General features: G+C 68.8%; 21 protein-coding genes and 2 riboswitches. Of the genes, 12 read left to right on the top strand and 9 right to left on the bottom strand.

All coding sequences use genetic code 11. The annotated features are described in order from the left end of the window. Nucleotides 1-3 precede the first annotated feature (3 nt). Together A5757_RS14565 and A5757_RS14560 are read left to right on the top strand one after the other, a co-directional pair. Complete coding sequence (locus A5757_RS14565; RefSeq protein ID WP_066835322.1) at nucleotides 4-867, top strand: universal stress protein; 864 nt, start codon at nucleotides 4-6, stop codon at nucleotides 865-867. 116 nt (nucleotides 868-983) lie between these two features. Beyond that, nucleotides 984-3,593 (top strand): LuxR family transcriptional regulator, encoded by a 2,610-nt coding sequence (locus tag A5757_RS14560; protein ID WP_066835321.1) that lies wholly within the window; start codon nucleotides 984-986, stop codon nucleotides 3,591-3,593. A gap of 14 nt (nucleotides 3,594-3,607) precedes the next feature. On the opposite strand, the gene A5757_RS14555 is transcribed toward A5757_RS14560, so the two are convergent. After that, nucleotides 3,608-5,098 carry a gamma-aminobutyraldehyde dehydrogenase gene (locus tag A5757_RS14555; protein ID WP_066835320.1) on the bottom strand — a complete coding sequence of 497 codons (1,491 nt, stop codon included), beginning with the start codon at nucleotides 5,096-5,098 and terminating at the stop codon, nucleotides 3,608-3,610. Between the two features lie 122 nt (nucleotides 5,099-5,220). On the opposite strand from A5757_RS14555, the gene A5757_RS14550 reads away from it, so the two are divergent. The 4 genes from A5757_RS14550 to A5757_RS14535 all read left to right on the top strand — a co-directional run bounded on the left by A5757_RS14550 (nucleotide 5,221) and on the right by A5757_RS14535 (nucleotide 9,506). Further along, on the top strand, nucleotides 5,221-5,742 hold the full coding sequence (locus A5757_RS14550; RefSeq protein ID WP_066835316.1) for an Lrp/AsnC family transcriptional regulator: 522 nt from the start codon (nucleotides 5,221-5,223) through the stop codon (nucleotides 5,740-5,742). Next, nucleotides 5,739-7,127 (top strand): aspartate aminotransferase family protein, encoded by a 1,389-nt coding sequence (locus A5757_RS14545; protein WP_066835314.1) that lies wholly within the window; start codon nucleotides 5,739-5,741, stop codon nucleotides 7,125-7,127. Before A5757_RS14550 ends, A5757_RS14545 begins: the two co-directional genes overlap by 4 nt. Nucleotides 7,128-7,129: 2 nt before the next feature. Further along, nucleotides 7,130-8,143, top strand: a complete 1,014-nt coding sequence (locus A5757_RS14540) for an SMP-30/gluconolactonase/LRE family protein (RefSeq protein ID WP_066835312.1) — start codon at nucleotides 7,130-7,132, stop codon at nucleotides 8,141-8,143. Between the two features lie 148 nt (nucleotides 8,144-8,291). Next, a complete protein-coding gene (locus A5757_RS14535; protein WP_066835310.1) occupies nucleotides 8,292-9,506 on the top strand; it encodes a D-alanyl-D-alanine carboxypeptidase family protein in 1,215 nt (404 codons plus the stop codon). On the opposite strand, the gene A5757_RS14530 is transcribed toward A5757_RS14535, so the two are convergent. Further along, a complete protein-coding gene (locus A5757_RS14530) occupies nucleotides 9,484-10,347 on the bottom strand; it encodes a nitronate monooxygenase family protein (RefSeq protein ID WP_066835390.1) in 864 nt (287 codons plus the stop codon). The genes A5757_RS14535 and A5757_RS14530 overlap by 23 nt on opposite strands. A gap of 70 nt (nucleotides 10,348-10,417) precedes the next feature. Further along, nucleotides 10,418-10,481, top strand: a riboswitch (guanidine-III (ykkC-III) riboswitch). A gap of 11 nt (nucleotides 10,482-10,492) precedes the next feature. Between A5757_RS14530 and A5757_RS14525 the strand changes: the two genes are divergently transcribed. Beyond that, on the top strand, nucleotides 10,493-10,816 hold the full coding sequence (locus tag A5757_RS14525) for a multidrug efflux SMR transporter (RefSeq protein WP_066835308.1): 324 nt from the start codon (nucleotides 10,493-10,495) through the stop codon (nucleotides 10,814-10,816). Here the strand turns inward: A5757_RS14525 and yhjD are convergent. Together yhjD and trpS are read right to left on the bottom strand one after the other, a co-directional pair. Continuing rightward, entirely contained in the window at nucleotides 10,813-11,835 is a 1,023-nt protein-coding gene (gene yhjD / locus A5757_RS14520) for an inner membrane protein YhjD (protein ID WP_066835306.1), read from the bottom strand. The genes A5757_RS14525 and yhjD overlap by 4 nt on opposite strands. Nucleotides 11,836-11,851: 16 nt before the next feature. Continuing rightward, nucleotides 11,852-12,886, bottom strand: coding sequence for a tryptophan--tRNA ligase (gene trpS / locus A5757_RS14515; protein ID WP_066835304.1), 1,035 nt, complete (start codon nucleotides 12,884-12,886; stop codon nucleotides 11,852-11,854). Between the two features lie 47 nt (nucleotides 12,887-12,933). Here trpS and A5757_RS14510 point away from each other — a divergent pair, with 47 nt between their 5' ends. Then, complete coding sequence (locus tag A5757_RS14510) at nucleotides 12,934-13,986, top strand: alpha/beta hydrolase (RefSeq protein ID WP_066835302.1); 1,053 nt, start codon at nucleotides 12,934-12,936, stop codon at nucleotides 13,984-13,986. Here the strand turns inward: A5757_RS14510 and A5757_RS14505 are convergent. Further along, nucleotides 13,983-14,774 carry an exodeoxyribonuclease III gene (locus A5757_RS14505; protein WP_066835300.1) on the bottom strand — a complete coding sequence of 264 codons (792 nt, stop codon included), beginning with the start codon at nucleotides 14,772-14,774 and terminating at the stop codon, nucleotides 13,983-13,985. The two genes, A5757_RS14510 and A5757_RS14505, sit on opposite strands and share 4 nt — an antisense overlap. A gap of 61 nt (nucleotides 14,775-14,835) precedes the next feature. Here A5757_RS14505 and A5757_RS14500 point away from each other — a divergent pair, with 61 nt between their 5' ends. Then, nucleotides 14,836-15,663: an alpha/beta fold hydrolase gene (locus tag A5757_RS14500; RefSeq protein ID WP_066835298.1), complete on the top strand. Its 828-nt coding sequence runs from the start codon at nucleotides 14,836-14,838 to the stop codon at nucleotides 15,661-15,663. On the opposite strand, the gene A5757_RS23890 is transcribed toward A5757_RS14500, so the two are convergent. Next, nucleotides 15,660-15,785 (bottom strand): hypothetical protein, encoded by a 126-nt coding sequence (locus tag A5757_RS23890; protein ID WP_255360371.1) that lies wholly within the window; start codon nucleotides 15,783-15,785, stop codon nucleotides 15,660-15,662. The genes A5757_RS14500 and A5757_RS23890 overlap by 4 nt on opposite strands. A 72-nt stretch (nucleotides 15,786-15,857) precedes the next feature. Further along, nucleotides 15,858-18,095, bottom strand: a complete 2,238-nt coding sequence (locus tag A5757_RS14495) for an NADP-dependent isocitrate dehydrogenase (protein WP_066835297.1) — start codon at nucleotides 18,093-18,095, stop codon at nucleotides 15,858-15,860. Nucleotides 18,096-18,225: 130 nt separating this feature from the next. Further along, a riboswitch (SAM riboswitch) is annotated at nucleotides 18,226-18,344 on the top strand. Nucleotides 18,345-18,383: 39 nt separating this feature from the next. On the opposite strand from A5757_RS14495, the gene A5757_RS14490 reads away from it, so the two are divergent. From A5757_RS14490 to A5757_RS14480, 3 genes are read left to right on the top strand one after another with little or no spacing between them, the layout of a single operon-like run. After that, on the top strand, nucleotides 18,384-19,700 hold the full coding sequence (locus tag A5757_RS14490; RefSeq protein WP_066835296.1) for a bifunctional o-acetylhomoserine/o-acetylserine sulfhydrylase: 1,317 nt from the start codon (nucleotides 18,384-18,386) through the stop codon (nucleotides 19,698-19,700). Between the two features lie 32 nt (nucleotides 19,701-19,732). Next, nucleotides 19,733-20,848: a homoserine O-acetyltransferase gene (locus A5757_RS14485; protein ID WP_197497346.1), complete on the top strand. Its 1,116-nt coding sequence runs from the start codon at nucleotides 19,733-19,735 to the stop codon at nucleotides 20,846-20,848. Beyond that, entirely contained in the window at nucleotides 20,845-21,576 is a 732-nt protein-coding gene (locus tag A5757_RS14480; protein ID WP_066835294.1) for a class I SAM-dependent methyltransferase, read from the top strand. Before A5757_RS14485 ends, A5757_RS14480 begins: the two co-directional genes overlap by 4 nt. A gap of 7 nt (nucleotides 21,577-21,583) precedes the next feature. Here the strand turns inward: A5757_RS14480 and A5757_RS14475 are convergent, their stop codons facing one another. Continuing rightward, on the bottom strand, nucleotides 21,584-21,877 hold the full coding sequence (locus tag A5757_RS14475) for a DUF3017 domain-containing protein (RefSeq protein ID WP_066835293.1): 294 nt from the start codon (nucleotides 21,875-21,877) through the stop codon (nucleotides 21,584-21,586). Further along, nucleotides 21,874-22,725, bottom strand: coding sequence for a bifunctional methylenetetrahydrofolate dehydrogenase/methenyltetrahydrofolate cyclohydrolase (locus A5757_RS14470; protein ID WP_197497344.1), 852 nt, complete (start codon nucleotides 22,723-22,725; stop codon nucleotides 21,874-21,876). Before A5757_RS14470 ends, A5757_RS14475 begins: the two co-directional genes overlap by 4 nt. Between the last annotated feature and the right edge of the window lie 6 nt (nucleotides 22,726-22,731).

The raw sequence follows: 22,731 nt of genomic DNA, 5'->3' as shown, positions 1-22,731 counted from the left end.
CCCATGCATCTGACGGTCGGTTACCTCGCCACCCCCACCGGCGACGACGGCGTCGCGCTGGCGGCCGCGCTGGCACGCACGTTCGACGCCCGGGTCGACGTCGTCCTCGTCGTCCGCGAGGAGCTGCCCGACGGGCATCCGGGCCGCGCCCAGTTTCAGCAGCTGCTGGTCGACCGGGGCGAGCGGTGGGTCTCGCAGGCGGTGGCGACGCTGGCCGACAAGGGCGTGACGGCCGGGTCCACCGTGACGGTCGGCGAGTCGTTCGCCCAATCGCTGATCGCGTTCGCCGAGAAGAAGGCGTCCGATCTCATCGTCGTCGGCGGGGCGCGCGACGGCTTCTTCGGCGGACACACCATCGGGCCGGTGACCGGCGCACTGCTGCACTCCTCGCCGATCCCGGTGGCACTCGCGCCGCGCGGGTACGGCGACGACCCCGACGACGAGTTCACCGCCGTGACCGCGGCGGTGCCCACCAGGGCCGGCGACGACAATCCCCTGCCGTTCGCGATCACCCTGGCCAGTGCGGCGAGCCTGCGGATCCGCATGCTGTCGCTGGTGTCGGCGGAGAACCTCGCCGAGGCGTCCAACGCCAGGGAGGTGCGTCAACTCCAGGTCGCCGCAGCCGAGGAGAACCTCGCCGTGGCCGCGCGCGCCCTGCCCGACGTCCCGGACATCGAGTCGCTGGTCGCCGACGGAATGACGTTGGAGTCGGCGCTCAAGAAACTCACGTGGGACGATGGCGCGCTGCTGGTGGTCGGCTCGAGCCGATTCGCCGCGCCGCGCCGGATCTTCCTGGGCTCGACCGCCGCGCGCATCCTGGCCGGCGTGGACGTGCCCGTGGTGGTCGTCCCACGCGCGGAGGACTGAGGGTCCCCGCCCGCGATGGCGCTGCGCCGCCTCGCCGCAGTCGGCGTTGCGCTTCCGTCATCTTCGTCAGCCCCGGATGCACGGTGAAAACCAGCTCGTCACGCTAACCTCCTCTCGTGCTCGATCACTGGCCACTCCTCGGTCGGGACCGAGAAATCATCGAGGTGACCGATGCATACGCAGGCGGTCGCTACCGCGGAGCGGCGCTGGCGGGCAAGCCCGGTGTCGGCAAGTCACGGCTCGCCCGCGAAGCTGTGCAGCGGGCGTCCGAGGCGGGCTGGGCCGTGCGGTACGTGGCGGCGACGGCCACCAGCCGCTCGATACCCCTCGGCGCCTTCGCCCAATGGACCGAGGAGTTCGAAGGCCCTCCGATGGCCTTGGCGCGTAGGGTCGTCGCCGCGCTGACCGCGGGCGCCCAACCCGACCGCCTGCTGGTCCTGGTCGACGACGCGCACCTGCTCGACGATCTGTCCGCCCTTGCGGTGCATCAGCTCGCGCAGTCAGGTGCCGCCGCAGTGATCCTGACGCTTCGCACGGGCGAAGCCGCTCCACCCGCCGTGACGGCACTGTGGAAAGACGGCCTGCTCCGACGGCAGGATGTACAACCGTTGTCGCGCGAGGCATCCGACGAATTGCTCGCGGTGGCGCTCGAGGCGCCACCAAATCGGGCATGCGCCGACGGGCTGTGGCGGCTCACCGAGGGAAACGCGCTGTTCCTTCGCCAGTTCGTCGAGCAGGAACATCGCGCGGGACGGCTGGTTCCTGAGGGCGGCGTGATTCGTTGGCTCCCCGGCACCGTTATGTCGGCGTCCCTCGCCGAACTGGTGGATTCGCAAATCGGCGCCATCCCGGACACGGTGCGCGACGTCCTCGATCTCGTCGCGGTCGCCGAACCCATCGATTGGCACACCTTGCGGTTACTTGCCGATCAATTCGCCATCGAAGAAGCCGAACAACGCGAGTTGATCCGGACGGCGGACGACGTGGTCTACGTCGACCATCCCATGTACGTCGAGGTCCGTCTCAACCGGTGCGGACCATCACGGTTGCGCCGATTACGGGGCCAGGTCGCAAAGGCCATGAAGGACAGCGGCGGTCCGGCCAACGCCATGCGACGAGGACTGCTCTGGCTGGATTCGGACCTACCGCCCGAGCCGGATGTGCTGTTGTCGGCGGCGGGCGCGGCGAGTTCACTGCTGGACTTCGAGACAGCCGAACGGCTCTTCACGGCGGCCGCCGACGCCGGTGCCGGTACGAACGCGCGTATTCAGTTGGCCTACAACCTGTTCATGATGCAGAAGGGCAAGTTCGCCTCGGAGGTCATCGACAGTATCGAGGCCCGGGAGGCCTCGCGCGCTGCCTACATCAACGACGTGATCATGCGCGCCGCCAACCTGTTGTGGCCGTTGCGATCGCCCGAGGAGTCCTGGCGGGTCATCGACGAGGCGCTCGAGACCGCGTCGGGCGCTCACCGACACCAGCTGTTGGTGTTCCGCGCCAATCAACTCTCGCTGGCCGCCAGGCCGCTCGACGTCCTCGACATCGCGGCGAGCATCGACTATTCCGAGGTCGACGACTTCGGGACGACCATCGGCCTCTGCGCAGAGACCTTGGCGTTCGGCGAACTCGGGCAGCCCGAGAAAGCCGTGTCGAAGGCGCTCGAGTGTCGTCTCGTGGTCGATTCGAGCGAACAGGGCAGGTTCCTCCGCCAGCCGCTGGTGGAGTTCCATACCTTCGCCCTCGCCGCCGCCGGACTCGTCGGTGCAGCCGTCGAGGTGGCCGAAGATCATCTTCACGGCGAGCGGGACGCTCCCGCCCCTGCACAGGTGGTGGCCACCCAGATCGCCGGGATGGCGGCGTTGGCCGCGGGTGATCTCGGCGCGGCCCTGCGACATCTGCCCACCCAACTGGACGAAGCCGAATCCGCCGCCGCGAACAGCTTTTGGGTGGCCAGCAGCTTCCCCCGGTTCCACCTGCTGCGCGCGCAGGCGCTGGCCCGATCCGGTGACGCCGATGCGGCCGACGTTGCGCTGTCGACCGCTCGTGCACACCGACACCCGGCCTACGTCTACATCAACTCGACCGAACTGCTCACCGAGGCCTGGGTGGCCGCAGCGCGCCAGCGGCTCGCCGAGGCGCGCCGGCTGTGTCGCAGCGCGGCCGATGTCGCACGTGAACACGGTCAGTCGGCTCGTGAGGTGTGGTGTCTGCAGACCGCGGTGCAGTTCGACGACACTGAAGTCGCCCCACGGCTTGCCGAGTTGGCGACGTTGGTCGGGGGTCCCAGAGCCGCGGTGGCCGCACGTTACGCGTCCGCGCTGAGCACCGACGACGCAGGCGGCCTCGATCAGGTGTCGGTCGAATTCGAGGCGATGGGCGACCTGCTCGCCGCTGCGGACGCCGCGGGGCAGGCCGCCACGTCACACCGTTGCGCGGGCCGCGTCGGTAGCGCGATGACCGCTGCGTCACGGATGCGTCGACTGGCCGCCGCCTGTGATGGCGCCACCAGCCCGGCGATCACCGCTGCAGCGTTCGCACCGCCGTTCACTCGCCGTGAGCGCGAGATCGCGGTGCTGGTGGCGCAGGGACTGTCGAATCGGGAGATCGCGCAGGCGGTCTCGCTGTCGGTGCGCACAGTCGAAAGCCATATCTACAACGCCAGCGCAAGAGCCGGAGTGACGGGGCGTGGCGCGCTCGCCGAGGTGATCCGCGGTATCACCGACTGACCGTGCGTCGCCGGTCAGCGTTTGGCGAAAATCGTGCGGTGCCATTCCTTATCGGCGACGGCGGTGATGTCGCTCATCACGTGCTTGATGGTGAGGTACTCCTCGAACGAGTAGTCACTCATGTCCTTGCCGAACCCGGATGCGCCCACCCCGCCGTGCGGCATCTCGCTGATGATCGGAATGTGGTCGTTGATCCACACGCAGCCGGCGTTGATCTCCCGCGACGCCCGCTGCGCGCGGTACACATCGCGGGTCCACGCCGACGCCGCCAATCCGTAGTCGGTGTCGTTGGCCTGGCGCAGCGCGTCGTCGTCGTCGGTGAACGGACGGACCGTGAGCACCGGGCCGAAGATCTCGTCGCGGTAGGCCTCGGACTGTTCGGACACGTCGGCGATCAGCGTCGGGCGGTAGAACGCGCCGGGTAGATCCGGGGCCGCGCCGCCGGTGACCACGCGCCCACCCTCGGCCGGCGCCCGCTCGACCATCGCCGCCACCTTGTCCCGGTGCGCGAACGAGATCAGCGGGCCGAGGTCGGTGTCGGGATCCTGCGGATCCCCGACGACGATCTTGCCCATCACCTCGGCGACACCGGCGACGAAGTCGTCGTAGAGGTCGCGCGCGACGATCGCCCGGGTGGCGGCCGTGCAGTCCTGGCCACTGTTGATCAGGGAGCCCGCGACCGCACCCTGGATCGCAGCGTCGAGGTCGGCGTCGTCGAACACCACGAACGGGGCCTTGCCCCCGAGCTCGAGTTGGGTGCGGTGCCCGTGCACAGCGGCCGCCGACATCACCTTGCGGCCGACCAGGGTCGAACCGGTGAACGTCACGAGATCGACATCGGGATGCCCGGCCAGGGCCGTGCCCACATCCGCACCCACCCCGGTGACGACGTTGAGGACCCCCGGCGGCAGGCCCGCCTCGCCGGCCAGGCGGGCCAGTGTCAGGGTGGTCAGCGGAGTCAGCTCGCACGGTTTGATGACCACCGTGCACCCGGCCGCCAGCGCGGGCAACACCTTCCAGACCGCCATCTGCAGCGGATAATTCCACGGCGTGATGGTGGCGACGACGCCGATGGCCTCGCGGCGGATGCTCGAGGTGTGGTCCCCGGAGTACTCGGCGGTGGCCTTGCCCTCGAGGTGGCGGGCAGCACCGGCGAAGAAGTCGATGTTGTCGACGCTGCCGGGGACGTCGAACTCGCGGGCCAGCCGCACCGGTTTGCCGGTCTGGCTGACCTCCTCGGCGACCAGCTCCTCGGTGTGATCGCCGGCCAGCACGGCCAGCTTCGCCAGCACGGCCGACCGTTCGGCCGGTGTCGCGCCGGCCCATCCCCGCAACGCCGCGCGAGCCGCCGCGACCGCGACGTCGACGTCCTTGTTCACCGCTCGGGCGTACTCGGACACCACCCGTCCGGTCGCCGGGTCGATGATCTCGAACGTCCCGCCGCCGGTCCGCACAGGCGCCCCGTCGATCCAACTGCTCGCAATCGCGTTCACCGTGGAGGTCATGCCGCAACGCTATCGGACCCGTCGAGACCCGGCTACGCATTACCGCACCGACACTGGCCCGAAACAATCGATTTCATGGAGTTGGTTGCCGTCTGCAACGAATTCCGTGCACAATGCCAGACATGGCCAACCCTGACGGCGAGCACGACGTCGCGCCCGTGACGCTGCGCGTGAGCCAGTCCCGGCCGACGACGTTCTTCCAGCTCGACGAGCTGTCCAAAGCGATCATCGAGAAGCTCCAGGCCGACGGCCGCCGGTCCTACGCGGGCATCGGCAAAGCGGTCGGGCTCTCCGAGGCCGCGGTGCGTCAGCGCGTGCAGCGCATGGTCGACGCCGGGGTCATGCAGATCGTGGCGGTCACCGATCCGATGCAGCTCGGCTTCGCCCGGCAGGCGATGATCGGGATCCGCTGCACCGGCGACACCACCAAGATCGCCGAGAAGCTCGCCGCGATGCCGTCGGTCGACTACGTGGTGCTGACCGCCGGATCGTTCGACGCCATCGCCGAGGTGGTGTGCGAGGACGACGACGACCTTCTCGACCTGCTCAACACCAAGATCCGGGCGCTTCCGGGAGTCATTTCCACCGAAACCCTGGTCTATCTGAGACTTGTGAAACAGCAATACAATTGGGGCACTCGATGACGATCATCTCCGAAACCGAACAAACCGCGACATCTGACCTGGCCGCCAAGGCGAACCGCCATCTGTGGGGCCATTTCGCCCGCCACGGCGAGGGGATCACTCCGCCGATCATCACCCGCGGCGAGGGCGTCAGGATCTGGGATGACAAGGGCAAGAGCTACATCGACGGCCTGAGTGGCTTGTTCGTCGTCCAGGCCGGACACGGTCGCAAGGAGTTGGCCGAGGCGGCCGCGAAGCAGGCCGAACAGCTGGCGTTCTTCCCGCTGTGGTCCTACGCCACCCCGACCGCGGTCGAACTGGCCGAGCGCATCGCCGGCTACGCCCCGGGTGACCTGAACCGCGTGTTCTTCACCACCGGCGGCGGCGAGGCCGTCGAGAGCGCCTGGAAGCTGGCCAAGCAGTACTTCAAGCTGACCGGCAAACCCGGTAAGCACAAGGTGGTTTCGCGCTCGATCGCCTATCACGGCACGCCGCAGGGCGCGCTGTCGATCACCGGCATACCCGCGTTCAAGGCGCCGTTCGAACCCCTGGTTCCCGGCGGTTTCCGCGCCCCGAACACCAACTTCTACCGGGCACCGGCCGAATACGCCCACGACGAAAAGGCTTTCGGCCGCTACTGCGCCGACCGGATCGCCGAGGCGATCGAGTTCGAGGGGCCGGATACGGTCTGCGCTGTTTTTCTGGAGCCGGTGCAGAACGCGGGCGGCTGCTTCCCGCCGCCGCCAGGGTATTTCGAGCGGGTGCGGGAGATCTGCGACGAGTACGACGTGCTGCTCGTCTCCGACGAGGTCATTTGCGCCTTCGGCCGCATCGGTTCGATGTTCGCCTGCAACGACTTCGACTACGTACCGGACATCATCACCTGCGCCAAGGGGCTGACGTCGGGCTACTCCCCGATCGGCGCGATGGTCGCCAGCGACCGGCTGTTCGAACCGTTCAACGACGGCTCCACGGTGTTCGGGCACGGCTACACCTTCGGTGGGCACCCGGTGTCGTCGGCGGTCGCGCTGGCCAATCTCGACATCTTCGAGCGCGAAGGCCTCAACGACCGGGTCAAGCAGAACGCCCCGGCGTTCCGGGCCACGCTCGAGCAGCTCCTCGAGTTGCCGATCGTCGGCGACGTCCGTGGTGAGGGTTACTTCTACGGCATCGAACTCGTCAAAGACAAAGCAAGTAAGGCCACCTTCAACGACGAGGAGTCCGAGCGGCTGCTGCGCGGCTTCCTGACCCCCGCCCTGTGGGACGCCGGCCTGTACTGCCGCGCCGACGACCGCGGAGATCCGGTGGTGCAGTTGGCGCCGCCACTGATCAGCGGACAGAAGGAATTCGACGCGATCTACGAGATCCTGCACGGGGTGCTGACCGAGGCGAGCCGGCGGCTCTGACCGTGGTCGGACGCGGGGGCAAGCCACCGATCGATCCGGTGCGGTGGCAGCCGCCGCCCATCGACGAGCTGCCGGCACTGCCCGCGCCGACGCTGACCGTGGTGCCGGTGCCGGGCCACGCGCCCGAGGACGTGGTGGTCGACGCCGAGGGACGGTTGTGGACCGGCGTCGACGACGGCCGCATCATCCGGTTGACCGCCGACGGCGGCGAGCCCACCGTCATCGCGAACACCGGTGGGCGCCCGCTGGGCCTCGACGTGGCCCGCGACGGCCGAGTGCTGGTGTGCGACAGCCCGCGCGGGCTGCTGTCCCTGGATCCGCAGACCGGCGCGCTCGAACCGCTGGTCGAGACAGTCAGCGGCCGACACCTCCAGTTCTGCTCCAACGTGGTCGAAACCGATGACGGCAGAATCTATTTCACCGAGTCGACAAGCGCGTTCACCTATGCGCACTTCAAGGGCGCCGCGTTGGAGGCGAGGGGCCGGGGCGGGTTGTTCCGTCGCGATCCCGATGGCACCGTGACGACGCTGGCCGACGGGCTGTACTTCACCAACGGCGTCACCGTGACAGCCGACGGATCGGCCCTGGTGTTCGCCGAGACGCTCGGCCGTCGGCTCTCGAAGCTGTGGTTGACCGGTCCGCAGGCCGGGACGATCACTCCCCTGGTGGTCAACCTGCCCGGCTATCCCGACAACCTCTCGACCGGCGCCGACGGCCGGATCTGGGTTGCGATGGTCTCGCCGCCCAGCGCGGTCGCGGAGGCGTTGGCGCCCCGCGCTCCGGTGTTGCGCAAGCTGCTGTGGTTGCTGCCGGATCGGTTCGCCCCGCAACTCACCCCCGAGGTGTGGGCGGTGGCGTTCGACCCGGACACCGGCAGCGTCGTGGCCGGCCTGCGGACCACGCACGCCGACTTCGGCATGGTCACGGGCCTGGTCGAATCCGGCGGACGGCTGTGGATGGGGTCGATCGGTGCGTCGGCACTGGCGCACGTGGCCCTGACCGACATGACGCTCTGACACCGCTCCTGGCGTCGAGATCGACGTTTCGCCGGGATCCACTCGCACTCTTACGCCCGTGTGTTCATTTCGGCGGATCACAGCAACCACATCTGTCACAGCGAGCCTTCCGGCCGGCGCCCCGAAGATCAATTAGTCTGCGCTGTTGATGGGGACCTCACGCAGACTGTCGACCCGCGTCGCGGCGCTCGTCGCGGCGGCGACGATGCTGGTCACGCCCGGGGTCGCCGCCGCCCAGCCGGCCGATGCCGGGGCCTGCCCGTACCGCGTGGCGACACCGCCCGCAGTCGACGCGTCCGAGGTGCCCAAACCCGGCCAGGACGCCCCGGTGCCGCTGCCGGTGCCGGCCACCCCCCTCGGCGGTGACGCGCTGTCCAGCTGCGGGGTGATCACCGCACCCGGCGCCCCGCCGCCGCCCGGCGACGTGTCGGCCGAAGCCTGGCTGGTCGCCGACCTCGACACCGGCGACGTGATCGCGGCCCGCGATCCGCACGGCCGGCACCGGCCCGCCAGCGTCATCAAGGTGCTCACCGCCGTCCAGTCGATCAAGGAGCTCAACCTCGCCAAGGCCGTTCCCGGTACCGCGGAGGACGCCGCGGCCGAGGGCACCAGCGTCGGTGTGGACGTCGGCGGCCTGTACACCGTCAACGATCTGCTGCACGGACTGCTGATGTACTCCGGCAACGACGCCGCCCACGCGCTGGCCCGCCAGCTCGGCGGTATGGACACCGCACTGCTGAAGATCAACCAGCTGGCGAGCAAACTCGGTGGCCGCGACACCCGTGTCGCGACGCCGTCCGGCCTCGACGGACCCGGCATGAGCACGTCGGCCTATGACCTCGGGCTGTTCTACCGGTACGCGTGGCGCAACGAGACGTTCTCCGACATCGTGCGCACCCGCAGTTACGACTTCCCCGGCCGCGACGGCAATCCGCCGTATCCGATCGAGAACGACGTCAAGCTGCTCTACAACTACCCCGGCGCGCTGGGCGGCAAGACCGGCTTCACCGACGACGCCGGTCAGACGTTCGTCGGCGGCGCCGAACGCGACGGTCGCCGGCTGGTCGCGGTGCTGCTGCGCGGCACCCGCCAACCGATCGCACCCTGGGAGCAGGCGGCCCGCCTGCTGGACTACGGCTTCGCGCTGCCCCAGGGCACCAAGGTGGGCACGCTGATCGAGCCGGATCCCTCGCTGGATCCGAAACCGGAGACCGCGGAGATCGACGCCGCCGCTCAGGCCGCGGCCGTCCTACCCGCTGCCGACGCCATGCCGGTGCGCGTGGGCGTCGGCGTGATCGGCGGCATCATCGTGTTCGCGCTGATCATGGCCGCACGCTCGCTCAATCGCCGCCCGCAGCACTGAGTCCGCCCCACCGCGACAGCAGCGCCGCCGCACCCTCGACCCACCGCGCGATCAACGCGTCCGCGGGTTCGGCCGCGCTGACCTGCCCCACCGCCTGACCGGCGTTCACCGGCGTCGCGGCGCCCGCACGGTCGGTGAGCACCCGCTCCGGCAGATACGCCGGCCACGGATATCCCTGCGCGAGATCGAACTCCCGCGTCACCGTCGTGTCGGTGCCTGCCGCGTCCAGCAGCGCCGAGCGCGCGTCGGACGCGGTGACCGCCTCCGGGCAGACGGCGAACGCGGTGCCGACCCAGGCCCCTGCGGCCCCCGCGGCGAGCACCGCGGCCAGACCTCTCGGCGAGGCGATGCCGCCGGCCGCCAGCACCGGGACGTCCACGGCGTCGAGCACGTCGGCGAGCAGCGGCAGGGTGCCCATGCGCGGTTCGCCGTGCCCCCCGCCCTCGGCGCCGCGGGCCACCACCACGTCGACGCCGGCGGCCACCGCGCGCCGGGCGGCGTCGACGGTGGGCACCTGCGTGACGGTCGCGACGCCCGCGTCCTGCGCACGGCGCACCCAGTTCCAGTCGTCGCCGAAGCTCACGCTCAGCAGTGCGGGGCGGGCGGTCAGGGCGATATCGAGCAGTTCCGGCCGAGCCGTCATCACCCAGTGCACCAGGCCGATACCGAACGGCAGGCCCAGATCGCGGACGGGTGCGAGCTCCGCGCTCAGCAGATCCCCGGTGGCGGCGCTGCCCATCCCCACCATGCCCAGTCCCCCGGCGCGGGACACCGCCGCGGCGAGCCCGCCGCCCGCTGCCCCGCCCATGGGGGCGTTGACGATCGGGACGTCCAGGCCCATCGAGCGGGTCCACGGGGTGGTCAGCGGCTTGATCACCGGCACGGTGCGACGGTACCGCTTTGCTACGGTGGGGAGGTCACCAGATGACACCGGACGAGCGGCACCGTACCCGGCCAGCGACAAGACGGCGCCTCGGAGGTGTGCTGTGTCGTGGCTGATCCTGATCGTGTCGGGTGCGTTCGAGGCCGTGTGGGCCGTCGCCCTGAGTAAGTCGCAGGGTTTCACGCGCCCTGGACCCATCGCGGCTTTCGTTGCTGCACTGGTGGTCTCGCTGGCAGGTCTGGGCTACGCGCTGCGCGACATTCCCGTCGGCACCGGTTACGCCGTGTGGGTGGGCGTCGGTGCGGCGCTCACGGTGGCCTACTCGCTGCTGACCGGCGCGGAGAGCGCGTCGCCGATCAAGATGGCACTCATGCTGGGCATCGTCGGCTGCGTCGTCGGGTTGCAGCTGGTCAGCCAGAGCCACTAACGCCGACGCAGCCGCGAAAGGCTCAACGCCCCAAGGGCTCCCACGGCGCCGGCGAGCACTGCACCGGACACTCCGATGCGCTCGCCGGCGTCCACCCTGGTGACGATCTGCGCCGGGTTTGGCGGGGCGACCGGCGCGGCCAGCATGTTGTCCGGCGACGTGGCTGCCCACGCGGTCGCGAACAGGATGAGCCGAGATGTGATGTAGGCGAACACCATCAGACCCAGCACCGGGCCGAACGTCGCGCCCGCGGGGCCGTTCACCACCGACTGCAGGTACACCGAGCCGACCTGTTTGAAGACCTCGAAGGCGACCGCCGCCAGCAACCCGGCCCGTACCGAGCTGCGGAAGCTGATCGACTCGCGGGGCAGCCGGGCGATCAGATAGGTGAACAGCACCCAGGACACCAGCACCGCGACCACGAGGGAAACGATCTTCAGCCCGACGCTCAGCCCGGGCACCTCCGGCACCTGCAGCCAGGCGAGGATGTTCTTGATCAGGCCGCGGTCGCCGAGCGCGGTCAGGCCGATCGTGACGACCAGGGCCAGGAACGTCGACCCGAGCGCTCCGAGATCGGAGAGCTTGGTGCGCAGGAAGCCGTCCCGGTCACCGCGCTGCAGACCCCACATCTGACTCAGCGCCTCACGCAGGTTGGCCATCCAGCCCAGCCCGGCCCACGCCGCCGTCGCGAGGCCGATCAGACCGACCGAGGTCCGCGACTGGATCGCCGAATCCATCAGCTCGATCAGCTGCTGGCCGAGGTCCCCCGACACGGCGGCGCGGATGCGCTCTTCGACCTGCAGGAGCAGATCGGGCCGGTTGGCCAGCACGAAACCGCCCGCGGAGAAGCCGACCATCGTGAGCGGGAACAACGCGAACACGGTGAAGTACGTGATGCCCGCGGCGTAGAAGTCACCCTTGCTGTCCTGGTAGCGCTGCTGGGCCCGCATGACGTGGTCGAACCACTCGTAGCGCGCACGCAGCCGGTCGAGCAGGCCCGGTTCGGCCGGTTCTTCCACTACCAGCCTCCTGTGGTCAGCGTCGCGAAGGCAGGAAGCCCAGCCGGTCGTATACCCGCTGCAGCGTCGTGGCAGACACCTCACGCGCCCGCTCGGCTCCGGCGGCCAGGACGGATTCCAGTTCCGCGGGGTCGGCGAGCAGTTCGTCGACCCGGTTCTTGATCGGTGTCACAAACTCGACCACTGCGTCGGCGGTGTCCTTCTTCAGGTCCCCGTAGCCGCGGCCCTGATAGGCGTCCACGAGCGCGTCGACGTCGGTGCCGGTGACTGCTGACTGGATGGTCAGCAGGTTCGACACGCCCGCCTTGGTCTCCCGGTCGAAGCGGATCTCCCGCTCGCTGTCGGTGACCGCCGAGCGGATCTTCTTGGCCGTCTTTCTGGGATCGTCGAGCAGGGTGATCAGGCCCGCGTCGGTGGCCGCCGACTTGCTCATCTTGGCGGTGGGGTCCTGCAGGTCGTAGATCTTCGCGGTGGCCTTCGGGATCATCGCCTCGGGGACGACGAACGTGTCCGGGAAGCGCGCGTTGAACCGCTGCGCGACGTCGCGGGAGAGTTCGAGGTGCTGGCGCTGGTCTTCGCCGACGGGCACCAGATCGGTGTCGTAGAGCAGGATGTCGGCGGCCATCAGGACCGGATAGGTGAACAGGCCGACGGTGGTGGCGTCGGCGCCCTCCTTCTGGGACTTGTCCTTGAACTGCGTCATCCGCGAGGCCTGCCCGAAACCGGTGAAACAGCCCAGCGCCCAGGCCAATTCGGTGTGGGCCGGTACGTGGCTCTGCACGAACACCGTGCTGCGCGACGGGTCGATGCCCAAAGCGAGGTACTGCGCGGCGGTCACCAGTGTGCGGTGACGCAGTGTGGCGGGGTCCTGGGCGACGGTGATCGCGTGCAGATCGACGACGCAGAAGTACGCGTCGTAACCATCCTGCAGTGCGGTCCAGTGGGTGACCGCCCCCAGCGCGTTACCGAGGTGCAGCGAATCGGACGTCGGCTGCACGCCGGAGAAGACGACACGGGGCACCGCGGGCGGGGTCTCTACGGGAGAGTTCATGGTGAATCGATCATTTCATGTCCCGATCGGCCGCTACCATTCGCGCGGTGCGACGAATCATGGTGCTCATCGCGTCGATCTGTCTGGTCGCGACGGTGGCAGGTTGCCAGAACGATTCGGCCCAGCCTCCGCAGCGGGAGGCGTCCCAAGCCGTCGTGATCGTCTCCGGCGGTAGCGCGACCAGTCCGTTCACCACACCGGATCAGGCCTGCGCCACCGGACTGGCCGCGGGCAACACCGATACCGCGCTTCGCGAACATCTGCTCGCCCAGGGCTACACCGTCTACACCTCACCGGCAATGGCCGGTCGCGGGCAGGTCACCGACCAGACCGGGTTCGGCGCGTTCGGGGTGTGCCCGGTGACCCTGCCCGACAGCATGACCGTGGACTCCACCGCGAGCATCGACCTCGCCGGGGAACACCTGGCCCGGTTCCTGAACTGGTTGCACACCGACAAGGGCGTCACCGAGGTCGATCTCGTCGGCCACTCGATGGGCGGGCTGTACTCGCGCTCGGCGATCCGGGTGCTCGCGGCCACCGGGGCGCCGGTGAAGGTCCGGTCGTTGACGACGATCGGTACGCCCTGGCAGGGCACCTACCTGTCCGACTACGCCAACGGGGTCCTGCCGCTCTCGGACTGCCTCGGCGACGCGTTCTGCCAAGCGGCCATGAAGGCGTTCAAAGACGAGGTGACCCGGCTGATGGCCGGCGCGGGACGCGAGGTCAACCGGCCCTACCTCATGGGCGACAACGGGTGGAACGTCTTCCAGTCCGGGGTGCTCGCCGAGATCCCGGTGACGCTGATCGGCGGCGACAGGTTCAAACGGGACGGCCGCACCAATCCCGCGGTGTGGCCCAACGACGGCCTGGTGGCGCTGCAGAGCGCCCTGGCCGAGGACGTCAGCGACGCCGTGCTGCCCCACCGGCGCTGCCACACGTTCGACGACACCCACAGCATCTATGTCTCCGATCAGACGAAGCTGGAGTGGTCGACCGCGCTGACGTGGGATCCGCGCGTCCTCGATGTGGTGCACCAGGCGATCGAGAACGCACCGAACGCCCTCGACGGGACGAATCGGGAGGGTTGCCCGGCCGCCTAGCAGTACTCCACGGTGACCGGGGCGTGGTCGGACCAGCGCAGCGCGTAGGCGTCCGCCCGTTCCACCCGGGCGACGTGTGCCCGCGGTGCCAGCGACGGACTGGCCAGCTGGTAGTCGATCCGCCAGCCGGCGTCGTTGTCGAAGGCCCGCCCGCGCCAGGACCACCACGAGTAGGGGCCGGGCACCTCGGGGTGTAGCACCCGCACGACGTCCACCCAACCCGTGGTGAGCAGGTCGGTCAGCCAGGCCCGTTCGCTCGGCAGGAACCCGGACTTCTTGAGGTTGCCCTTCCAGTTCTTGATGTCGAGTTCGGTGTGCGCGATGTTCCAGTCGCCGCACACCACGGCGTCGGTGTCGCGGATCTCGGCCATCCGGTCGGCCAGCGCGGTCATGAACCGCTCCTTCTCCAGCTGCCGGTCGGTCTCGGCCTCCCCGGTCTGCACGTAGACGCTGGCCACCGTCAGACCGCCGGTGTCGACCTCGAGGTAGCGGCCGTGCTCGCCGAACTCCTCGGACTCCATCCGGCGGTGCTCATGGATCGCGTGCCGGGACAGCACCGCCACCCCGTTGCGGCCCTTGAGGTGGGGACTGGCCGACGCGAGGTGCCAGCCGTCGGCGAGCGCCGGCGCGAGCGCATCGGCCAGCTGGTCGTCGTCGGCGCGGGTCTCCTGCAGGCACACGACGTCGGCAGTGGTCTCCTTCAGCCAGGCCAGCAACCCGAGGTTCTCGGTTGAGCGCTGTTTGACCGCGGCCCGGATGCCGTTGACGTTGATCGTGCTGACTATCACGGCGCCAGACCTTAGTTCACATGCTTGCGGTACCGGCGGTATCACCTTAGTGTCGGGCAGCATGACCGAACGCGCACCGATCCATGTGGGATCCGGCGAACCGATGGTGCTGCTGCATCCGTTCATGATGTCGCAGAACGTGTGGAAGAACGTTGCGCCTGCCATCGCTGACACGGGCCGCTACGAGGTCTACGCGCCGACGATGCTCGGGCACAACGGCGGCGGCAAGGGCCCGTTCTTCCTCGACAGCGGGTCACTGGCCGACGACGTGGAGCGCCGGATGGACGCGCTCGGCTGGGACACCGCCCACGTCGTGGGCAATTCGCTCGGCGGCTGGGTCGCCTTCGAACTCGAGCGGCGCGGCCGGGCCCGCACGCTCACCGGTATCGCCCCGGCCGGCGGTTGGCGTCACTTCACCCCGGCCAAATTCGAGATCGTCGGGAAGTTCCTGGCAGGACTACCGATCTGGCTGGTGGCGCTGATCTTCAAGGAGCGGGTGCTCAAGCTGCCCATCACGCGCTACCTGGCATATCCGGCGGTCAGCGCCACGGCCGATGCCCTGTCCGACGAAGACGTCGCCGACATCATCAATGACGTCTCGCACTGCCCCGCCTACTACCAGTTGCTGGTGAAGTCGCTGACCCTGCCCGGCCTGCTCGAGATCGCCGAGGGCAAGGTCCCCACGCATCTGGTGATCTGTGAGAAGGACCGGGTGCTGCCGCATCCGCGGTTCACCCGGCACTTCACCACCCACCTGCCGGAGGACACCAGGGTGACCCACCTCGACGGCGTCGGTCACATCCCGATGTTCGAGGCGCCGGGCCGCATCGCCGATCTCATCGTCGAGTTCGTCGACGAGCACGCCGGCCCGAACCGCGCGACCGGCTAGTCGCCGACGCCCTCGTCTCCGTCGGTGGCGAGGCCTTCGGCACCCGGCGTCGCGGGCGTGGCCACGACGTCGTCCTCGGACGGGGTGTCGGACGTGTTGTAACGCTCACCTGGGGATGTCACGGTGTGTGCCTCCTGGCATCGACTGTTGCGGTCCCGGGCGGAATACCCCGGGGCCGCAACAGTCAACCCCGCTCAGTCCCGGGCACCCTCGAGCGCCTCGTTGAGCGTCTTGCTCGGCCGCATGACGGCAGTGGTCTTCTCGCGGTCGGGGTAGTAGTAGCCGCCGATGTCCACCGAATCGCCCTGGACCTCGTTGAGCTCCTTGACGATCGCGTCTTCCTTCTCCCCCAGCGTCTTGGCCAGCGAGTTGAAGTGGTCGGCGAGCTCCTTGTCCTCGTCCTGGCCGGCAAGTTCACGCGCCCAGTACAGGGCGAGGTAGAACTGGCTGCCTCGGTTGTCGAGTTCACCGGCCTTGCGCGAGGGACTCTTGTTGTCCTCCAACAGCTTCCCGATGGCCGCATCCAGGGTGGTACCCAGCAGCACCGCGCGCTTGTTGTCGGTCTTGCGGCCAATGTCCTCGAAACACGCACCGAGGGCGAGGAATTCGCCGAGAGAGTCCCACCGCAGGTGGTTCTCCTCGATCAGCTGGTGTACGTGCTTGGGCGCCGAACCACCCGCGCCGGTCTCGTACATCCCGCCGCCGGCCATCAGCGGCACGATCGAGAGCATCTTGGCGCTGGTGCCGAGTTCCAGGATCGGGAACAGGTCGGTCAGGTAGTCGCGCAGGATGTTTCCGGTCACCGCGATGGTGTCCTCACCGCGGATCAGCCGCTCGAGCGTGTACCGCATGGCCCACACCTGCGGCATGATCTGGATGTGTAGACCCTCGGTGTCGTGGTCCTTGAGGTACTTCTTGACCTTCTTGCGCAGCTCGACCTCGTGGGGCCGCTCGGTGTCCAGCCAGAACAGCGCCGTCATACCCGACGCCCGCGCCCGGGTGACCGCCAGCTTCACCCAGTCCTGGATCGCCGCGTCCTTGACGATCGGCATGCGCCAGATGTCGCCGGTCTCGACGTTCTGGCTCAGCAGCACCTCACCGGTGTCGATGTCGACGATGTCGGCGACCCCGTCCTCCGGGATCTCGAACGTCTTGTCGTGGCTGCCGTACTCCTCGGCCTTCATCGCCATCAGACCCACGTTGGGGACGGTGCCCATCGTGGTCGGGTCGAATTGGCCGTGGGTCTTACAGAAGTTGATCATCTCCTGGTAGATCCGGGAGAAGGTGGACTCGGGGTTGACGGCCTTGGTGTCCTTGGTGCGGCCGTCGGCGCCGTACATCTTGCCGCCGAGCCGGATCATCGCCGGCATGGAGGCGTCGACGATCACGTCGGACGGCGAGTGGAAGTTGGTGATACCGCGCGCCGAGTCCACCATGGCCAGTTCGGGCCGGTGCTCGTGGCAGGCGTGGATGTCGTTGATGATCTCCTCGCGCTGCGAGGCCGGCAGCTTCTCGATCTTGTCGTACAGATCGGACATCCCGTTGTTGACGTTGACGCCGAGTTCGTCGAAGAGCTTCTGGTGCTTGGCGAATGCGTCCTTGTAGAAGACCTTGACCGCGTGCCCGAACACGATGGGGTGGCTGACCTTCATCATCGTCGCCTTGACGTGCAACGAGAACATCACGCCGGTCTCGTAGGCGTCCTGCATCTCGGCTTCGTAGAAGTCGCAGAGCGCCTTCTTGCTCATGAACATGCTGTCGATGACGTCGCCCTCTTCGAGTTTCACCTCGGGTTTGAGCACGAGGGTCTCGCCACTCTTCGTGGTGAGCACCATCTTGACCTTGCGGTCCTTGTCGATCGTCATGGACTTCTCGCCTGCGTAGAAGTCGCCGCCGCGCATGGTCGCCACGTGCGTGCGTGACGCCTGCGACCACTTGCCCATGCTGTGCGGATGCTTGCGGGCGTACTCCTTGACCGCAGCGGGGGCGCGCCTGTCCGAGTTGCCCTGGCGCAGCACAGGATTGACCGCGCTGCCGAGCACCTTCGAGTAGCGCTCCTTGATCTCGCGCTCTTCGTCGTTCTTCGGATCGCCGACCCAGTCGGGCAGGTCGTAGCCCTTGGCCTTGAGTTCCTTGATCGCGGCCAGCAGCTGCGGCACCGAGGCGCTGATGTTCGGCAGCTTGATGATGTTGGTGTCCGGGGACTGCGTCAGCTCGCCGAGCGTCGCGAGGTTGTCCGGTACCTTCTGCTCGTCGGTCAGGCGGTCGGAGAACTCGGCGAGGATGCGCGCCGCCACCGAGATGTCACTGGTCTCGACATTGATGCCGGCCGGCTGGGTGAAGGTCCGGACGATGGGCAGGAATGCGTAGGTCGCCAGCATCGGCGCCTCGTCGGTCAGCGTGTAGATGATCGTCGGCTGGTCGTCACTCATTGGTCAGTCTCCCGGCGTCGGCGGCTATCAATCTGAGGGTCTGTCGCATCAGTTGTGACGCTACCCGTGGAGGCCCTGCCTGTGGTCACCTGGTGGCACCAGCACCGATCGTTGCGCTAAGCTGCGAAGCGGTCATGAGTGCCAGCGCATAGCCCCGGCTTGCTGGCCGGCAACCCTCCAACCGCGGTGGGGTGCCCCGGGAGACGACCAGGTTGAGTAGCCGCCACGGCTATAAGGCAAGCGCGGGTCCGCCGTGAAACGGGCCCCCTGTTTCATGGAGGAACGTCGATGACCCAATCCGATCCCACGGCCGACCCCACGGCCAACTGGTCTTTCGAGACCAAACAGGTCCACGCCGGCCAGACGCCCGACGCCGCGACCAGCGCGCGAGCCCTGCCCATCTACCAGACCACGAGCTACACGTTCCGCGACACCGACCACGCCGCGGCACTGTTCGGGCTCGCCGAGACCGGCAACATCTACACCCGGATCATGAACCCGACGACCGATGTCGTCGAGCAGCGCATCGCCGCACTCGAGGGCGGCGTCGCCGCGCTGTTTCTGTCCTCCGGGCAGGCCGCCGAGACCCTGGCAATCCTGAACATCGCGAACGCCGGCGACCACATCGTGTCCTCCCCGCGCCTCTACGGCGGCACCTACAACCTGTTCCACTACACGCTGGCCAAGCTCGGTATCGAGGTCGGCTTCGTCGAGGACCCCGATGACCTCGAGTCGTGGCGGGCCGCCGTGCGGCCCAACACCAAGGCCTTCTTCGGCGAGACGATCTCGAACCCACAAATAGATGTGCTCGATGTTCCTTCTGTTGCTGCGGTTGCACACGAAAACGGCGTTCCGCTCATCGTCGACAACACCATCGCCACGCCGTACCTGATTCAACCGCTGAGCCACGGCGCCGACATCGTCGTGCACTCGGCGACGAAGTACCTCGGTGGCCACGGCAATGCGATCGCCGGTGTGATCGTCGACGGCGGCACGTTCGACTGGACCAGCGGCAAGTTCCCCGGCTTCACCACACCGGATCCCAGCTACCACGGAGCGGTGTTCGCCGACCTCGGGGCGCCCGCGTTCGCGCTCAAGGCCCGGGTGCAACTGCTGCGCGACCTGGGCAGCGCCGCCGCACCCTTCAATGCGTTCCTCATCGCCCAGGGCCTGGAGACGCTGAGCCTGCGGATGGAGCGCCACGTGTCGAACGCGCAGCGCGTCGCCGAATACCTGGCCGGACACCCCGACGTGTTGTCGGTGAACTACGCCGGGCTGCCCGATTCGCCGTGGCACGAACTCGGAAAACGGTTGGCCCCCAAGGGCACCGGCGCGGTGTTGGCCTTCGAGTTGGCCGGCGGCGTCGATGCGGGTAAGGCCTTCGTCAACGCGCTGACGCTGCACAGCCACGTCGCCAACATCGGTGACGTGCGCTCGCTGGTCATCCATCCGGCGTCGACCACGCACGCGCAGCTGAGCCCGGAGGAGCAGCTGGCCAGCGGCGTCACCCCCGGCCTGGTCCGCCTGGCCGTCGGGATCGAGGGCATCGACGACATCCTCGCCGACCTCGAGCAGGGGTTCGCCGCCGCCAAGGCACTCGCCTGAAGCCGGAGAGACCGCAAGTGACGATTTTCGACATCCCGGCCGTGCCCGCACTCGACCTGCCCGCCGAGGGCGAGATCGGCGTGGTCGACATCGGTCCGCTGACCCTGGAGAACGGCACCGTCCTCGACGACGTGTCGATCGCCGTCCAGCGATGGGGTGAACTGTCCCCCACCCGCGACAACGTGGTGATGGTGCTGCACGCGCTGACCGGCGACTCACACATCACCGGCCCGGCCGGACCGGACCATCCCACCCCCGGCTGGTGGGACGGCGTCGCCGGCCCGGGCGCCCCCATTGACACCGACCGCTGGTGTGCGGTGTCGACGAATGTGCTCGGCGGCTGCCGTGGTTCCACCGGGCCCTCGTCGATCGCACCCGACGGCCGGGCGTGGGGCTCCCGCTTCCCCGCGATCACCGTCCGCGATCAGGTCCACGCCGACCTGAAGGCACTGCGCGCGCTCGGGATCTCCGAGGTCGCCGCGGTGGTCGGCGGATCCATGGGCGGGGCACGGGCGCTCGAGTGGATCGTGGGGCACCCGGACACGGTGCGCGCGGCGCTCGTGTTGGCGGTCGGCGCCAGGGCCACCGCCGACCAGATCGGCACGCAGAGCACGCAGGTGGCGGCGATCAAAGCCGATCCGGACTGGTGCGGCGGCGACTACCACGACACCGGGCGGGCCCCGACGGCCGGTCTGGGCATCGCCCGGCGGTTCGCCCACCTGACCTACCGCGGCGAACAGGAACTCGACGACCGGTTCGCCAATGACGGTCAGGGCGAGGAGAATCCGGCCGACGGCGGCCGCTACGCGGTGCAGAGCTACCTGGAGTACCAGGGCACCAAACTGGTCGAGCGGTTCGACGCGGGCACCTACGTGACGTTGACCGATGCGCTGTCCAGCCACGACGTCGGCCGCGGCCGCGGCGGTGTGCGGGCCGCGCTGCAGAGCTGCCGGGTGCCGACGGTGGTCGGCGGTATCACCTCCGACCGGCTGTATCCGCTGCGGCTGCAGCAGGAGCTGGCCGATCTGCTGCCGGGGTGCGCGGCGCTCGACGTGGTCGAGTCGAGCTACGGGCACGACGGATTCCTCGTCGAGACCGACGCGGTCGGTGAGCTCATCCGGCGCACGCTCACCCTGGCGGACCGGTGACCCAGGAGTCCGCGCCGCCGTCACTGTCATTCGGGGCGCAGGCGGCGGCGTACGAACGCGGCAGACCGTCCTATCCGCCGGAGGCGATCGACTGGCTGCTGCCGCCGGACGCCCGCGACGTCCTCGACCTCGGCGCCGGCACCGGCAAGCTCACCACCCGACTGGTCGAGCGGGGGCTGCAGGTGATCGCGGTCGATCCGATCCCCGAGATGCTCGAGGTGCTGACCCGGTCGTTGCCGGAGACCCCAGCGCTGCTGGGTACCGCCGAGGAGATCCCGCTGGCCGACGACAGCGTCGATGCGGTGCTGGTGGCGCAGGCCTGGCACTGGTTCGACGTGGACCGCGCGGTCCGCGAGGTGGCGCGGGTACTGCGTCCCGGCGGCCGGCTCGGACTGGTGTGGAACACCCGCGACGAACGGTCCGGGTGGGTCAAGGACCTGGGCGACATCATCGGCCACGAGAACGATCCGTTCACCGACGAGGTGTCGCTGCCCGCGCCCTTCACCGACGTGCAGCGCCACCACGTCGAGTGGACGAGTTACCTGACGCCGCAGGCGCTCATCGACCTCGTCGCGTCGCGCAGCTACTGCATCACCTCCCCGACCGAGGTGCGCACCCGCACGCTCGACCGCGTCCGCGAACTGCTCGCCACCCATCCGGCGCTGGTGCACACCACCGGGCTGGCGCTGCCGTACGTGACTGTGTGCATCAAGGCGACGGTGGGCTGAGCCGCCGCTAGCTCGTCCCCAGCGGGTCGATGGTCCAGGCGACGTAGAGCATGACCGCGCTCACCGACGCCGTGGTCGCGAAGTCGACGGCCTTGCTGCGTACCGCGAGCAGGCCCGCCCGGTCATCGGTCAGCGAAACCCTAAGTGCCGCAGCGATACCCACGCCGACCGCCATCACCAGCGCGCCGCGGCGCCAATACCCGGCGATGACGAGGACGAACGCGGCGACCAGGACCAGACCCACCACCAGGATCGGCCACTGCCCCGCGAACACCTTGCGGGCGAACTGCCGCGGTGTCACTTCTGCGCTTCGACCCGCTCGACGACGTTGGTGAGCAGGAACGCCCGGGTGAGCGGACCGACGCCGCCCGGGTTCGGCGAGACGTGGCCCGCCACCTCCCAGACATCGGGTGCGACGTCGCCGACCAGCTTGCCGGCGGCGTCGCGGCTCACCCCGACGTCGACGACCGCCGCACCGGCCTTGACCATCTCGGCGGTCACCATGTGCGACACCCCGGCCGCGGCCACGATGATGTCGGCCTCGAGCGTGAACTGCGGCAGGTGCCGGGTTGCGGTGTGGCACAACGTCACCGTCGCGTTCTCCGAGCGGCGGGTGAGCAGCAGGCCCAGCGGGCGCCCGACGGTCACCCCGCGGCCGATCACCACCACGTGGGCCCCGGCGATCTCGACCTCGTAGCGGCGCAGCAGATGCACGATGCCGCGCGGGGTACACGGCAGCGGCGCCGGCTCGTTGAGCACCAGCCGGCCGAGGTTCGTCGGATGCAGGCCGTCGGCGTCCTTGACCGGGTCGATGCGCTCGAGCGCCGCGTTCTCGTCGAGATGTCTGGGCAGCGGGAGCTGGACGATGTACCCGGTGCAGGACGGGTCGGCGTTCAGCTCGTCGATCGTGTCCTCGAGCTGCGCCTGGGTGATGTCGGCCGGCAGATCGCGGCGGATGGAGTTGATGCCGACCTTCGCGCAGTCGGCGTGCTTCCCGCGCACGTAGGCCTGCGAGCCGGGATCGTCGCCGACGAGAATGGTGCCCAGCCCGGGCGTGCGTCCCTCCGCGGTGAGCGCGGCCACCCGTTCTTTGAGGTCGACGAAGATCTCGTCGCGCGTGGCTTTTCCGTCCAGAGTTATCGCACCCACATCGGA

It is taken from the genome of Mycobacterium sp. 852013-51886_SCH5428379 (genome assembly GCF_001665575.1).
In the GTDB taxonomy this organism is placed as follows: Bacteria; Actinomycetota; Actinomycetes; order Mycobacteriales; family Mycobacteriaceae; genus Mycobacterium.
Note: the sequence above shows the minus strand (reverse complement) of the source record. Positions and strands in the feature narration are given on the sequence as shown.